At 49.0% G+C, this 13,867-nt stretch carries 12 protein-coding genes; 6 read left to right on the top strand and 6 right to left on the bottom strand.

The features are described from left to right. Positions 1–87: 87 nt before the first annotated feature. Positions 88–804 carry a response regulator transcription factor gene (locus ACN4EK_RS18335; protein ID WP_431659547.1) on the bottom strand — a complete coding sequence of 239 codons (717 nt, stop codon included), beginning with the start codon at positions 802–804 and terminating at the stop codon, positions 88–90. 459 nt (positions 805–1,263) lie between these two features. Here ACN4EK_RS18335 and ACN4EK_RS18330 point away from each other — a divergent pair, with 459 nt between their 5' ends. Continuing rightward, a complete protein-coding gene (locus ACN4EK_RS18330) occupies positions 1,264–2,331 on the top strand; it encodes a hybrid sensor histidine kinase/response regulator (protein WP_431659546.1) in 1,068 nt (355 codons plus the stop codon). Here ACN4EK_RS18330 and ACN4EK_RS18325 read toward each other — a convergent pair. Continuing rightward, entirely contained in the window at positions 2,308–3,426 is a 1,119-nt protein-coding gene (locus tag ACN4EK_RS18325; RefSeq protein WP_431659545.1) for a hybrid sensor histidine kinase/response regulator, read from the bottom strand. The genes ACN4EK_RS18330 and ACN4EK_RS18325 overlap by 24 nt on opposite strands. On the opposite strand from ACN4EK_RS18325, the gene ACN4EK_RS18320 reads away from it, so the two are divergent. Then, positions 3,420–3,608, top strand: a complete 189-nt coding sequence (locus ACN4EK_RS18320; protein ID WP_431659543.1) for a hypothetical protein — start codon at positions 3,420–3,422, stop codon at positions 3,606–3,608. The genes ACN4EK_RS18325 and ACN4EK_RS18320 overlap by 7 nt on opposite strands. 88 nt (positions 3,609–3,696) lie before the next feature. On the opposite strand, the gene ACN4EK_RS18315 is transcribed toward ACN4EK_RS18320, so the two are convergent. Next, positions 3,697–4,971, bottom strand: a complete 1,275-nt coding sequence (locus ACN4EK_RS18315; RefSeq protein WP_431659542.1) for an ABC transporter substrate-binding protein — start codon at positions 4,969–4,971, stop codon at positions 3,697–3,699. 336 nt (positions 4,972–5,307) lie between these two features. Here ACN4EK_RS18315 and ACN4EK_RS18310 point away from each other — a divergent pair, with 336 nt between their 5' ends. The 4 genes from ACN4EK_RS18310 to ACN4EK_RS18295 all read left to right on the top strand — a co-directional run bounded on the left by ACN4EK_RS18310 (position 5,308) and on the right by ACN4EK_RS18295 (position 9,595). Next, positions 5,308–6,780, top strand: coding sequence for an MFS transporter (locus ACN4EK_RS18310; RefSeq protein ID WP_431659541.1), 1,473 nt, complete (start codon positions 5,308–5,310; stop codon positions 6,778–6,780). A gap of 335 nt (positions 6,781–7,115) precedes the next feature. Then, entirely contained in the window at positions 7,116–8,024 is a 909-nt protein-coding gene (locus tag ACN4EK_RS18305) for a hypothetical protein (protein ID WP_431659540.1), read from the top strand. A gap of 16 nt (positions 8,025–8,040) precedes the next feature. Then, the gene (gene rd / locus ACN4EK_RS18300; RefSeq protein ID WP_431659539.1) at positions 8,041–8,196 is read left to right on the top strand and encodes a rubredoxin; all 156 of its coding nucleotides are present in this window, start codon (positions 8,041–8,043) and stop codon (positions 8,194–8,196) included. Between the two features lie 163 nt (positions 8,197–8,359). After that, positions 8,360–9,595, top strand: a complete 1,236-nt coding sequence (locus ACN4EK_RS18295) for a BaiN/RdsA family NAD(P)/FAD-dependent oxidoreductase (protein ID WP_431659537.1) — start codon at positions 8,360–8,362, stop codon at positions 9,593–9,595. Here ACN4EK_RS18295 and rimM read toward each other — a convergent pair. From rimM to recG, 3 genes are all read right to left on the bottom strand, one after another. Further along, positions 9,567–10,091, bottom strand: coding sequence for a ribosome maturation factor RimM (rimM, locus tag ACN4EK_RS18290; RefSeq protein ID WP_431659536.1), 525 nt, complete (start codon positions 10,089–10,091; stop codon positions 9,567–9,569). The two genes, ACN4EK_RS18295 and rimM, sit on opposite strands and share 29 nt — an antisense overlap. A 264-nt stretch (positions 10,092–10,355) precedes the next feature. Next, entirely contained in the window at positions 10,356–11,627 is a 1,272-nt protein-coding gene (locus ACN4EK_RS18285) for a valine--pyruvate transaminase (RefSeq protein ID WP_431659535.1), read from the bottom strand. Positions 11,628–11,711: 84 nt separating this feature from the next. After that, positions 11,712–13,867: ATP-dependent DNA helicase RecG (recG, locus tag ACN4EK_RS18280; protein WP_431659534.1), on the bottom strand; the 2,156-nt coding region annotated here is incomplete at its 5' end.

Here is a 13,867-nt window from a genome sequence, read left to right as displayed (position 1 = left end):
CAATCACAGGGCTTTGTGAAGCAGAGTTCTCACGGATATCTGGTCACAATCCCGAGCGAATCGCTCTATGACTGAATGTTTGGCTCATCAATGGTTTAAGAGTTTGAACCGTTGGAGTAATTGCGTGTTTTCTGGAGTCAGTAGTTCTTGAAGATTCGCAATTTCGTTGAGCAACTGAATTTCACGGGCACACTCTTTCTGGAGAATTTCCAGGTATTGCTCACGCTCAGTTTCAGACTTAGCTTGTCTCAGCAAATGAATTGCCATGTTGATGCTGGAAAGTGGATCTCGCAAATCTCGGGATAGTTTCTGGAGTAGTTCAGTCTTAAGGGATTCAAGTTGCTGGCTAGCTTGCAGCTTTTGTTGATGTTGGAGGGACTCTTGTTTCAGTTGTCGGGTTCGTTGTCGCTCGTCTATATATTTCTGGGTCAACCGCGTTTGGCGCTCCAGGCGGCTAGAGATTGCCCCCAGCAATTCTTCTGCCGTAAAAGGTTTGGTCAAGTAATCATCTGCTCCCAAATTCATCCCCTGGCGCTGGTCGGCTCGGCTCGCTTTAGCAGTGAGAAAAATGATTGGAATCATTTCGGTCACAGCATCCTGACGCAACGCTGCCAGCACTCCATAGCCATCTAACTCGGGCATCATTATGTCGCACAGAATCAGGTCAGGGACTTGCGATCGCGCCAATTGAACGCCGATCGCCCCATTATCAGCAGTGATGACCTCAAATCCGTAGGCTTCCAACACCTCCTGGGTGTTTTCTTGAATCGTAACTTCATCTTCAATAACGAGGATTTGTGTCATAGCCGTGTTTTCCCTGCTAATTACCCCTTCCTAAATAACTGTCCAAGCGCTGATGAGGAAGAACTACCGTTAGGTTGCCCAAAAGAAAATTCAATGTATCGTTAATTTATATTTGCAAATCAAAAGAAAAATGGTTAAATACCCCGTTTAATTTATTGTCGATTAGAGCTTTACCCTAGCAATTTAGGGATGCACAATGGGAAAACTAAGCAAAATAAAATAACCTTTGCTAACCCTACCCTCTGGAATAGCAACCAATAGATAACCAACCACTGGTTCTTACCCAATTACGTTAAGAAAAGATTTATAACCAAAACAAGCATGAATGAATGAGCAGAAATACTCACTTAATTTAATCAGTATCTAAACTGATTCAAATCACATTATATCTTCGGATATAGCCGTTAATTGCCCAATCAGTACCATGCCACTGTTTCTCAGCCTCTTGGAGTCAGCCTGATGTCGAGCCAACCATCTATTTTGGTGATTGATGACGAACCCAACAACTTTGATGTGATCGAAATGTTGTTGTTGCGAGATGGTTACAATTTGGACTATGCCACCAGCGGGTTAGAGGCATTAAAATACCTTGATGCTTACTTACCCTCGGTCATCTTATTAGACGTAATGATGCCCGATATCAATGGGATTGAGCTATGCCAACAAATTAAAGCCCATCCAGTCTGGCAACCAATTCCTGTCATTATGGTAACGGCTCTGAACTCCAAAGAGGATTTAGCGCGATGTTTAGACGCTGGTGCAGATGATTTTGTCAGTAAGCCAGTCAATGGTACAGAGTTGCGAGCCAGAGTACGTTCGATGTTACGAATCAAGCAACAGCATGATGCTTTACAAGCGACATTACAATTACGGGAAGATATGTCAAATATGATTGTGCATGATCTGCGCAATCCCTTAAGTAGCATTTTATTAGCTGGCACTGTGCTGCAATTAATGCATTTACCAGAGAAGCCACAACGCAAGTTAGACCAAATTATGGTCGCGGGGCAGCAACTTCAATCCCTAATTGATAGTTTGTTAGTGATAGCCAAACTAGAGGCAGGCAAACTCCTCTTACATCGGACTGAAGTTGATCTCTGTGAAATTGGTACAGCCGCACTTTTTGATTTTGAAGCGATCGCCGCCCAGAAACGTATCCAACTGAACAGTCAACTTCCAGAACCGGGAGAAAGCGTCTGGGTTGATGCGTCTTTATTGCGCCGCGTGCTGGATAATCTACTATCTAATGCGATTAAATTTTCACCCTGTGGGAGTCAAGTCAGGCTGCAAATTGATTATCTGGCTGAAGGACATGCCAAAATTCAGGTAGCTGATTCAGGCAGTGGAATTAGCCCGGAACTGCGTCAGTGTATTTTTGAGAAGTATGAGGTGGGTCGGTTTCTCCAGGATGTTTCCCAAACTGGGTTAGGACTGGCATTTTGCAAAATGGCAATTACTGCCCATGATGGCAGCATTACGGTGACTGAGAATCAGCCAAACGGGTCAATCTTCACCGTAGAAATTTGATAGTTTCAGCGTTACTATAAATGCTGTCCAACCTGAAGCACTGGTTACTTGAATATCGCCTCCGAGCTGCTCAACCAATGTTTTCACCAAAGCTAGACCTAAACCAGTTCCCCCCTGATTCCAGCGATCGCCACCGGGAATCCGATAAAAGCGATCGAAGATGAGAGGTAGTGAGTGGGCTGGGATTTCCGCCTGATTTCGCACGACGATCGTCAAGGTATTTTTCAGTGATCGAGGTGGTTCTGGAGTTAGAGAATGATTAGTAGCCTTGCTCGAAGGTACGCTACTTTCATTTGAGATGATTTCCAGAAAAATATTACCACCGGGAGGAGTATATTTACAGGCATTGTTGAGTAGTTCTGTTAATATACGCTCAAAGCTACGAACACTAATTAATCCGGATGCAAGATGAGGGTCTAAAATCACACCTAGCTGTTGTTGTCGCTGTTGGGTGCGCCCATAAAAAGGTTCCGTAAAAGCAGGAATCCATCGCTGAAAATCAAGTTTTTCTAACGACTGTTCATTCGAGCTGGCTTCTGCTCGTTGGAGATCCAGTAAATCATTCAGTAGTTCAACCTCGCGATCGCAGGCCTTATGGAGTAGGTTGAGATAAATTTGTTGTTTCTCAGTATCCTTGGCTAACTCCAACATTTGGATCGCCAGTTTGATATTTGCCAGGGGACTCCGCAACTCATGGGCGGCGGTATTGACAAATTCATCTTTCAGGAAATTAGCCTGCTGAAGTTCAGTAATTTTCTGTTGAAGCTGATTAATGTCCGCCTGCCGATTCAATCGGGTAGTAATTGCCTGCAATAACTCTGCTCGCGTAAATGGTTTTGTCAGATAATCATCTGCGCCCAATTCCATACCTTGCCGGAAATCTTGCCGTTCCGATCGCGCCGATAGAAAAATAAACGGGATCATTTTGGTGGTGACAGTTTGACGCAACCTTTGTAGAACATCAAATCCATCCATCTCCGGCATCATCACATCGCAAATAATTAAATCTGGCAAGTGAGATTGAGCTAACTGGACACCAACCTGACCATTTTCAGCTCCTATGGCTTGAAAGCCTTCAGCTCGTAAAAGTGCCAAGATATTTGCACGAACAATTGGTTCATCTTCAATCACTAAAATATGGGGTGTCGAAGGCGGCGCTGGCACAGGCAAAGATCTCCAGAGATGCGATCGTTGTACTGGCTATCCATCCCCAGCCAACGAATATCAGTGCTGAGATGAGCAGAGCAACCAGTATGGGAGTCCGTACCCTGATTTAACCAGGAGATTCCGCCCTTAAATTTACTTTGCAAAATCTTTAAAGTCTTAATCAGATTCCTCTCCCGGAACAACGGCTGACAGTACGATCTACTCAGCCGCCCGAATTTGCTGATTGGCACTGGTTTGGGCTTGCAACATCGCGGGTTTGAGAGCTTGTTGCCCTAATAAGGCACTTAGATACTGGTTGTTGAAACTATTCATGATTGTCGCAGGATAACGACCGACTTGCCAGGGGGTCGCATATTGAACTCCAGCTACCAGAGGCATTCGTAAGGGATCACGATCGACTTGCAGTTTAGCCGCCACCGATCGCCGGGAGGGCAGGGCAAATCCGGTACTCGTCCATTTCTCCATGCCCACTTTGCCAGTCAAATAGGCAATTAATGTCCAAGCGGCTTGTTTATGAAGAGATTGACGATTCATCACATAGGCAACGGTATACACCATTGTCCCCGGTTGGTTGTTCATCTGGGGCACTGCCGCCGTCGCAAAATCGAGAGATGGAAAAGTGTCTTTTAGAAAGGGAATTGCCCAATTTCCTTCCAGCACCATCGCCGCTTTCTCCTGACCAAACATTTCACTGCCGTTATTCGTGCCAACATCTAAGGGACGGGCAGAGGTGCGATCGCGCTGGTATTGTTCCAGAATTTGCTGAGGACCTTGCAGTGCCGCATCGCTAGCAAAGGTTGCATAGCCATTGTCATCCACTGCCTGACCGCCAAATGAGCGAATCGAGTACATCAATCGAGGTAATTCCGGCGTAATGCCCAAGCCATATTGTTCCGGTTTGCCGTCCTGGTTGCGATCGATCGTCAGTTGTTGAGCCGCCGTCAGCAAATCTGCCCAGGTTGTCGGGGGAGCAGTTAATCCCGCTGCCTGAAAGGCTTGTCGGTTATAGAACAGAGCCAGGGTCGAATAATCTTTCGGCAAACCATAAGTTTGGTTTTGATATTGAAACGGTTGTAGCAGGTTTTCCTCAATATCGTTCAGGTCAAACTCCGGCGTAATGTAGCGATCCAATGGCTCTAAAACATTCTGTGCCATTAAAAATGGTGCTTCTAAAGCATCCAGATAAAAGACATCAGGAGCGGCATCGCCAATCAATCGGGTTTTAATCACATCCATATATTGATCAGCAATCACCTCAAATTTGACTTTGATCGTAGGATAGCTGGCTTCAAAATCTTGCAAAACCTGTTGGAGTAATCGCTGTTCTGTAGGACTCGCACCCCAACCACTCAGTTTTAATGTAATGACCTGATCGGCGGCTACAGGAGGAGATGGTCGCCAGTGATGGCAGCCCCAGATCAGCAGCGGTAGAAGTAAGGCGATCAGGAAATAGGGAAGTCGGAATTTCGCCATAGAACGGATAAAAGTTCCATCAGAAGGAATTTGCTGGGCTAAAGTCCCTGGAACGTTCACCTTTAGATTACAACTCCCTGCTTAGGTTCATACTTGATCGTTTAACGATCGGGCTTAAAGTTAGTTCTATCTCTAGATTAGTCCGCACTTCACCGGGGTTTATTTCCTTCATGGGGATGATGCTTACGCTCTCGCCGCTGTTTATTCTCAGAAGAATTGCTTAACCAAGCATGATCTTGAGTGATGTAGATTATGAAACAAGCCTATATATATCTCTCTCAAGAATGTTTCTTTGGACAGGCTGATTTACCCTCTTTTCGGTAGCGAGGACAAGTAGTGGAGTTTGCATCTGTTGAAGCGATCGAGGATTCTACTCAAGTTTTACCTCTTCAGGCAGCTTTACCGCTCATGGAACCCTGTACCGATGGCGCCGTTACCCTCAGTGAGCCACCGCCAAAGCTAACTAAGGCAAGAATCCGCCCACTGACCACTACACTTAATACCTCTAAAGATAAAATCCGCACCAGCCTGGAAGCGTCTACATTCGATGGTGTCTTTGCCACCCTGTTCTCCAATGTTACTGGGGGCGTTCTACTGACTAATTTCCTGCTGAAGCTGGGCGCAAACCCTACGGAAATCGGCATGTTGATGTCGATTCCCATGCTGGCAAATCTGGTACAACCAATCGGAGCTTACTTTTCGGAGAAAACCACCAGTCGGCATCTCTACTGTCTCTGGATTTATGGGATTTCGCGATCGCTATGGTTGGGTTTAGTCATTGGCATCTTTTTCATCAGTTCACAGGATGCGGTGTCGTCGGTGTTGATCGGGCTAACTTTAGCAACGGCAGGACTGAGCTATTTTTTGGGAGCGTTAGGCAGTGCGCCCTGGCTGAGTTGGATGGCAGTCTTAGTGCCCCGGCAACTACGGGGACGCTATTTCGGTTTACGCAACAGTGCGGCGACCCTCACGAATCTGATCTCGGTGCCCTTGATGGGCTGGATGCTGTCCAAATGGTTTAGTGGCTCGATCGCAGGTTACGGGGTGATCTTGCTACTAGGGATTGTCGCCGGACTGGTGAGCCTCTGGTTTCAAAATTTTATGGTGGATGTGAATCCCCAGGCGGAACCTTTGGCAGTTATGCATCCCCACTCACCCGAAGCTCAACCTGTAAGCCTGCCGAGCGATCGCAAAACCCTGCTCCAAAGTATTCCCTTTAGCGAAATCTGGCAAAATTCTAACTTCCTCAAATTCCTGTTGTATTTCAACTTCTGGACATTCGCCGTTAACCTGAGTACGCCCTTTTTCAACCTGTATATGCTGGATAACCTGAATCTGGATATCAGTCAGGTGACGCTATACAACAGTTTGATGGCGGGGGCAAATCTGGCAACGTTGGTGTTATGGGGTAAACTCGCTGATCGCATTGGTAATCGTCCCATTTTGCTGGTAGTCGGCATTGCCTTTGCGCTGACTCCTCTGCTGTGGCTGATTACGGATGCCCAACCGATCTCATTTTGGCTGTGGCTGCCACTCTTACATTTTGCGATCGGGGGAACCAGCGCCGCGATCGATTTGTGTGCCAGTAACTTGCAGCTAGGGGTGGCTCCGATTCATAACCAATCGACCTATTTTGGGGTGGTGGCAGCCTTCGCAGGGATTAGTGGCGCATTGGGAACAACGGCAGGCGGCTTCTTGGCTCAGTTTGGCAGCTATGGCGGTTTATTAGGATTGTTTGCCCTATCTGCCATGTTGCGACTAGGCGCATTATTGCCATTAATTTTTGTCCGGGAAGAGCGGAAAGGATAACGAGTCTGGGTGGCTTCTGGGAACCATCGCTTGATCACTTACAGCCGTTTTCAAATGAATGCACCATACTTATCAATTCGGTCAGCCCCCTTTTCTAGTATGCCCGTAGGGCTTTAAGCCCCCTTTCTACGATGCCGTCAGGCTATATTCTGGGGGACTTTGGCTCCTGTTCCCCCCAAAATTGGGGGGCTAGGGGGGCGAAAACTGCTGTAAAACTCTCTGGACGAAATGGTATGAGATTTATTAAGAGAACCCCTGAGACGCTGGAAGAATTGGGTGACTACTGCCACAATGACATCACGCAGGACATTTGACTGCTCACCAAGGGGTCGTCCATGCCCAATCATCCCCTCTTTTCGCCAGTCCATCAACAGGTCAGGGCAACGCAGGTTCGTGATCAGATTCAGATTGCCCTGGCGATCGCAGATAGTTCGGTGCTGACTTCCCTGCTCGCCACTTGTATTCCAGCGATCTTCACGCCAGAACGGGTGGGCTTAGTTGCCAGTGAGGTCAGTATCCCTACAGATCATCAACAGGCTGCCGATGGGGTGCTGCATGTGGAGGCAATTCAGTGTGTGCTGGCGGACTCGCAACCCCAGTTAGAATCTCCAGCCAATCGGGGAATGCAAGATAGTCGGGAACTCGCCCGATTAACCCAACATGAGTCAGAAATGCATGTCCTGGGGCAAAATTTGGCTCTGGCAACCGCGATCGCCCTACTGGAAACCTCGGGGTTTACCTCTGAACAAATTGATCAGGTGCTGCGCCTGTCGCCCGATGCCTGGTACAAGTCCTGGTGGTATGCGATCGATCCGAACGGGACATTCACTCTACCGTTCTTGCGCTGTATTCGCACCCGACACCATATTGATGGCACACTAACGATTCAATACAAAGATTTCTTTGAGCAGACGAAACCTACCTGCTTTACCAGTTTATCGGAACAGGTATTAATTGCCATTCGATCAGAACAGCAGTCATTTAGCGAAACGCTCCAGCAGATCAATTACCAGCGTCGTGCCCTGGATATCCAACGAACGATTTTAATCTGTCAGACCATTTCCGAATTGGAAGCCCAGGCATTTATCCGGCAGGGAATTAGTGTGTATCCCGCGATCGATTTGGTACTGCCGACTCAGTCGAATTGTGTCCATTGTGCCCGGTATGAATGCCCGATGAATGGTACAGGTGATTCTCCGGTTGCTTTATGCCATGGCTTTTTGTTAGCAGGCGAATATGTGTAACAGGAGGGCATGAGCCATGCAATATATTTGTACCGTGTGTGGGTATGTTTACGATCCGGAGGCAGGCGATCCCGAAAATGAGATCCTGGCAGGCACTCCATTTGAGGATGTGTCGGATGATTGGGTTTGTCCCGTCTGTGGAGCAGATAAATCTCAATTTGAGGCACAATAGGTTCCTGAATGAAACCAGAAAGCGTTTGAGAAGTGCTGAGTGTTACAGCCGTTGTCGGATGAATAAACCACAGTGAAGATGGGGAATGGGGAGTGGGGAGTGGTGTGGTTTAACCAAGTGAAAATTGCTGTGAGTGCTGAGTGCTGAGGGAAGTAGAGGTTACGTGAGTAGAGTGATTGTGATTGGGGGGGGAGCCGCCGGATTTTTTGGCGCGATCGCCTGTGCCCAGAGAAATCCTGATGTAGAAGTGGTTTTGTTAGAAGCGGCGCGTGAACCTCTAGCAAAAGTTCGGATTTCCGGCGGTGGTCGGTGTAATGTCACCCATGCATGCTTTGAGCCAGCTCTATTAATTCAAAATTATCCCAGAGGGGGCAAAGCCTTACGGGGAGCCTTTACCCGCTTTCAACCCAAAGATACGGTCGAGTGGTTTGCCCAGCAGGGAATCCGCCTGAAAACTGAAGCCGATGGTCGGATGTTTCCGGTGACAGACCAGTCTGCGACGATCGTCGAATGTCTAATGCGAGCGGCGACCCAGGCGGGAGTCCGTTTGTGGACGGGGGCGATCGTTAAAGCAGTGAACTACCAGAACGATCGATTTCAGGTTGAACTCAAGTCGGGGGAACATTTGCAGGGCGATCGGCTGTTATTGGCAACGGGAAGTAGCCCGCAAGGCTATGCGATCGCTCGGTCATTAGGACATACGATCGAACCCCCAGTACCTTCCCTGTTTACCTTTAATCTCCGAGATCCGCGATTCGCTGATTTAGCGGGAGTATCGCTGCCAGAGGTCAAACTCCGGTTAAAAGTTGGCGACACGTCGTTAGAGCAAACCGGGGCGATTTTGATTACCCATTGGGGCGTGAGTGGGCCTGCGGTGCTAAAACTGTCGGCATGGGGAGCCAGAGTGTTGCATGATCACCACTACCAGGCGACGTTACAAATTAACTGGATACCGACCCTGAATCCAGAAACTCTGCGGCAACAACTATTAGCGGTAAAGTCGGAGTTTCCTCGCCGGACGATCGCCACAAATTGTCCAATCCCGATTCCTCGTCGCCTGTGGGAGCGATTGACCGCTAGTGCTGGCATTGATGCCGACCAACGCTGGGCAGAAGTCTCGCATAAAAGCTTGAACCAACTGATTCAAGAATTAACTCAAGGACAATATCGGGTTTCTGGTAAGGGCGCGTTTAAGGAAGAATTTGTTACCTGTGGCGGAGTCAGCCTCAAGCAAGTGGACTTTAAAACCATGAGCAGTCGGTGCTGCCCCAGTTTGTATCTGGCAGGCGAAATTCTCGATATTGATGGGGTAACGGGTGGATTTAATTTCCAAAGTGCCTGGACAACAGGCTATTTGGCAGGTCAAGCCATTAGTCAATCAGTCCCGCCGGAGGGGTAATCTCAATTCGGCGTTGAGCTAAATCCACCACAGGCACGATCGCCTTGACAAATGGAATCAGCACCGTGGTTTGATCCGATCGTTCCACTTCCAGCAGATCATTTCCGGCGGGAATTAATCGCACCACCTTGCCAACTAGGGTTTGGGTCGCCTGGTCAATTACTTCCAGCCCAATCAAATCCAGAATATGAAACTCATCCTCTTCCAGAGGGGGTCGATCGCTTTGCGGGACAAGCAATTTACTTCCGATCAGCGCTTCGGCGGCTTCGCGATCGTCTACCTGGGCGAATTGCAGCACATACAGCCCTTTGCCATCCAAATAGCGACCCTTAACTAACTCGATCGCCTGGGGTTCTGAGTTGGGCGATCGTTGAATCCAGCGTTTTCCGGGTTGGAGAAATCGCTCCGGAAAATCTGAACTGGGGTAGATCCGGACTTCGCCCTTCAAGCCCTGAGCCGCGACAATTTTGCCAATTTCTACAAACTGCTCACTCACAATAAATCACTAAGGAATGGAAACTAAATAACTTTTGTACGGGCGCGGCATTCGGCAGAGATTTCTGGGTTAATAGTAAGGATTTTTTACCGAATGCCACGCCCCTACGCAAAATTACACCTTGATAAATTGCAATCCTAAGAATCGTAGGCTTCATAAAACCGTAAACTGTCCGGGCAGGTTTAGCAGCCAATCTGTATCCCGCAATGGGTTTGACAGCAAAACCTGTCCCTACCAAATCTCGAACTGATTTAACTCTCATTCCTAACTCGGTTGATAAGCTCGTTCCACCACTTTCGCTAACCGGGTCATGCCGATTTCTAGCTCTTGGTCGGTTCCCGTCAGGCTAATCCGCAAACATTGTTGTTTATGGCTCCATTCCTCCCGTAGCCCAGGGAAGAACGAACTCCCAGGAACCACAATCACGCCCACCTGTTTCAGTAGTTGGTAGAACTCCGCGTCGGTCATCGGCAAATCGCGCAACCATAGCCAAGCAAAGATCGCCCCCTCCCCTCGATGCAGGAACCAGGGAGCCGCCTTCGGCATCGCCGCATCCAGAGCCGTTTCTAGAATATGGAATTTGCGCTGATAAAACGGACGAATCACATTCACCGCCAGATCCGCTAAGGCTCCAGAGGCGATCGCTCGGGCGGCGATCGCCTGCCCATAGCGAGACGAATGGATACACATATTAGTCTGGAAGCATTCCAACACTTGAATAAAGCGCTGATCCCCGATCGCAATGCCAATCCGTTCTCCCGGTAAGCCTACTTTCGAGAGACTCATACAGTGGAGAATATTGTTGCCAAATAACGGGTTCATCTCCGTGAAATTCAATGCCGGAAAGGGAGGCGCATAGGCAGAATCGACTAAAACTGGGACATCGTAGGGATCAGCTAGTGCGGCAATTTTCTTAACTTCCTCGTCGGTCAGCACATTCCCGGTGGGATTGCAGGGACGGGAGAACAAAATGCAGCCAGTCGTGTGATCAACGGTTAACTGACTAAAATCCGGGCGATACTTAAACCGATGGGCAGCTTCGTCAATATCGAGCGTGGGTTTATAAGCTACCAAAGCATCCCCTTCCAGCGTTACCCCACTATACCCCGTATAGTCTGGACTGAGGGGCAGCACAATCTTTTTGAGTTCTCCAGTTTCGGTATAGCCACCAAAGGCATTCGCCGCATAGAAATAGAGACTTTGGCTCCCCGGTGTAATCAAAATATTGCGATCGGTCAAACTTAACCCGTAGCGCTGGTTAAAATCCTTGACGATCGCGTCAATCAACGGCTGATAGCCCTGGCTAGAACCGTATCGACAAACAACTTCGCCATACTCGGAACTGGCAAGCAGATCCGCCGTACAGTCTCGCCACAGTTGTTCAATTTCCGGCAAAATGAGCGGATTTCCCGCACTGAGATTAATAAATTCTCGATCGCCCCCAGCTCGTATCGTTTCAATGATGTCTTTCATAATTGCCCGCACCCCAGTCAGGCGGGACATATCGTGACCAATACGGCTCAGAGCAGGATTCATAGGAGACAACTGCGATCGCTAGCGGGATAAACAGTAGTTATATCATCTCCTTAGACCAACGTAACGGTTCAGTTGCCCAAGCCATTACGTCAGAATTGTCCCACCCATTAAGCGGCGGTGACGAAACTCTAGCTCCTGTTGCATCAACGGCCAACGATTCAGGGTTTCATCCACAGCAATCACCTTTTCGGCGGCTTCTCGCGCCAATTCCAAAACCGATTGATCTTCAACCAAACTAGCTAGAGCAAAATCGGGTAGTCCGGATTGCCGAGTCCCCAACACTTCACCCGGCCCGCGAAACCGCATATCCATTTCCGAAATAAAGAAGCCATCCTGGGACTGCTCCAGCACTTTTAGGCGTTGTCGAGCCGTTTCCGTCTTAGAACTGCTCATCAGTAAACAGAAGGATTGCGCCGCTCCCCGACCGACTCGACCTCTTAACTGGTGCAATTGTGATAGACCAAAGCGTTCCGCATGTTCAATTAACATCACCGAAGCATTGGGCACATCCACCCCCACTTCCACCACAGTAGTCGAAACCAGAATTTGGGTTTCCCGATCGCGAAAGCGGGTAATCGCCTCATCCTTTTCTGCCGAGGTCATGCGCCCATGCAGCAATCCCACTTTGAATTCAGGGAAGACTCGCTCCTGAAGGGTTTGATATTCCTCGATCGCGGACTTCAAATCCAACTTCTCTGACTCCTCCACCAACGGCAACACCACATACACCTGCCGCCCCTGGGCAATTTCTCGCCGCATCAATTCATAGGCTTGCAACCGCTCCCGTCCCGACAACGCGGTGGTTTGAATCGGTTTGCGTCCCGGCGGTAGTTCATCAATCTGGCTGACATCCAGATCGCCATGTAAGGTTAAGGCTAACGTGCGAGGAATCGGAGTGGCGGTCATGGTCAGGACATGAGGATGTTCGCCCTTCTGCTGCAATCGTGCCCGTTGTTCCACGCCAAACCGATGCTGTTCATCAATCACCACCAGTCCCAGTTGATGAAAATTCACCGTGTCCTGAATCAGCGCATGAGTTCCCACTAACACAGGTAACTCACCAGTTGTTAGCTGGGCATGGATCTGTCGCCGTTTAGCCGCTCGCGTCGATCCGGTCAGCAGTTCTACAGGCAAATGCAGCAGATTTAACCAATTCACCAACTTGCGATAATGCTGTTCTGCCAAAACTTCAGTCGGAGCCATCATCGCTGCCTGGTAGCCTGCTTGAATCGCCGCTAGCATTGCCACCACCGCCACCACCGTTTTCCCGGAACCCACATCCCCCTGCACCAACCGATTCATGGGAGCAGGTTTTTGCAGATCGGTCAGGATCTCATTCACAACTCGCTGCTGGGCATTGGTCAATTGGAAGGGAAGTAGGTCATAGAACTGAGCAATTAGTTTGCCAGTAGGCGCTAACACCACACTGGCTTGAGTTTGCTGCATGGCTTTCCGGCGCTTCAGTAAGCCTAATTGCAGGTAGAAAAATTCATCGAAAATCAGGCGATGCCGAGCCGCTGCTAGGGTGTCCTGATCATCAGGAAAGTGAATATGCCCGATCGCCTCCTGAATCGTGACTAATCCATACTGCTCCCGTAAGCCATCCGGTAACGCTTCCTGAATTTGTTGTACGGCAGGGAGCGCTGTCACTACAGTACGTCTGACCAGATCCGCTCCCACCCCTTCCACCAGGGGATAAACCGGAACCAACCGACCGACGTTTAAGGATTCGATCGCATCCCCTTCGTGCTGCAATACCTCGATCGCTGGATCTTCTAGTGTTACCCCATACTTGGTTTGTTTCACCCAACCAGAAGCCGCGATCGTCGCTCCTACCGGATACAAGCGTTTTTGTTGCTCCTGCCAGCCGCGATTACTGTAGCGACTCCCCATCAAAAAGCGACTGAGTTTGATCTGTCCAGTCTGATCTCGAACCACCAATTCTAGAATCGTCAACTTTTCATTGCGAGGGCTGGTGAAGCAACGACAGGACTTGACAGTGGCGATCAGTGTCACTGTTTCGCCTTCCTCCAGTTCCCGAATGTTTACCTGTCGCGCATAGTCAATATGATCACGCGGATAGTAGTACAGCAAATCCCGGACGGTATACAGCCCCAATTTGGCTAACCGCTCGGCATTGCGGGGACCGACTCCAGGCAGATAAGTGAGAGCTTTGTCGAGCGTAAGAGGTGTTGGTTGACGAACCGGGGGAGGCGCAGAACTGTCTCTTATACACATCT

This window comes from Pantanalinema rosaneae CENA516, from assembly GCF_050753385.1.
GTDB lineage: Bacteria > Cyanobacteriota > Cyanobacteriia > Leptolyngbyales > Leptolyngbyaceae > Pantanalinema > Pantanalinema rosaneae.
The sequence above is the reverse complement of the archived record's forward strand: the minus strand, read 5'-3'. Positions and strand labels throughout refer to the sequence as shown.

Excerpts from the sequence above, each read along its gene's own strand:
- ACN4EK_RS18335 (WP_431659547.1), bottom strand. The coding sequence starts at position 804 with ATGACACAAATCCTCGTTATTGAAGATGAAGTTACGATTCAAGAAAAC.
- ACN4EK_RS18330 (WP_431659546.1), top strand. The coding sequence starts at position 1,264 with ATGTCGAGCCAACCATCTATTTTGGTGATTGATGACGAACCCAACAAC.
- ACN4EK_RS18315 (WP_431659542.1), bottom strand. The coding sequence starts at position 4,971 with ATGGCGAAATTCCGACTTCCCTATTTCCTGATCGCCTTACTTCTACCG.
- ACN4EK_RS18305 (WP_431659540.1), top strand. The coding sequence starts at position 7,116 with ATGCCCAATCATCCCCTCTTTTCGCCAGTCCATCAACAGGTCAGGGCA.
- rd (WP_431659539.1), top strand. The coding sequence starts at position 8,041 with ATGCAATATATTTGTACCGTGTGTGGGTATGTTTACGATCCGGAGGCA.
- ACN4EK_RS18285 (WP_431659535.1), bottom strand. The coding sequence starts at position 11,627 with ATGAATCCTGCTCTGAGCCGTATTGGTCACGATATGTCCCGCCTGACT.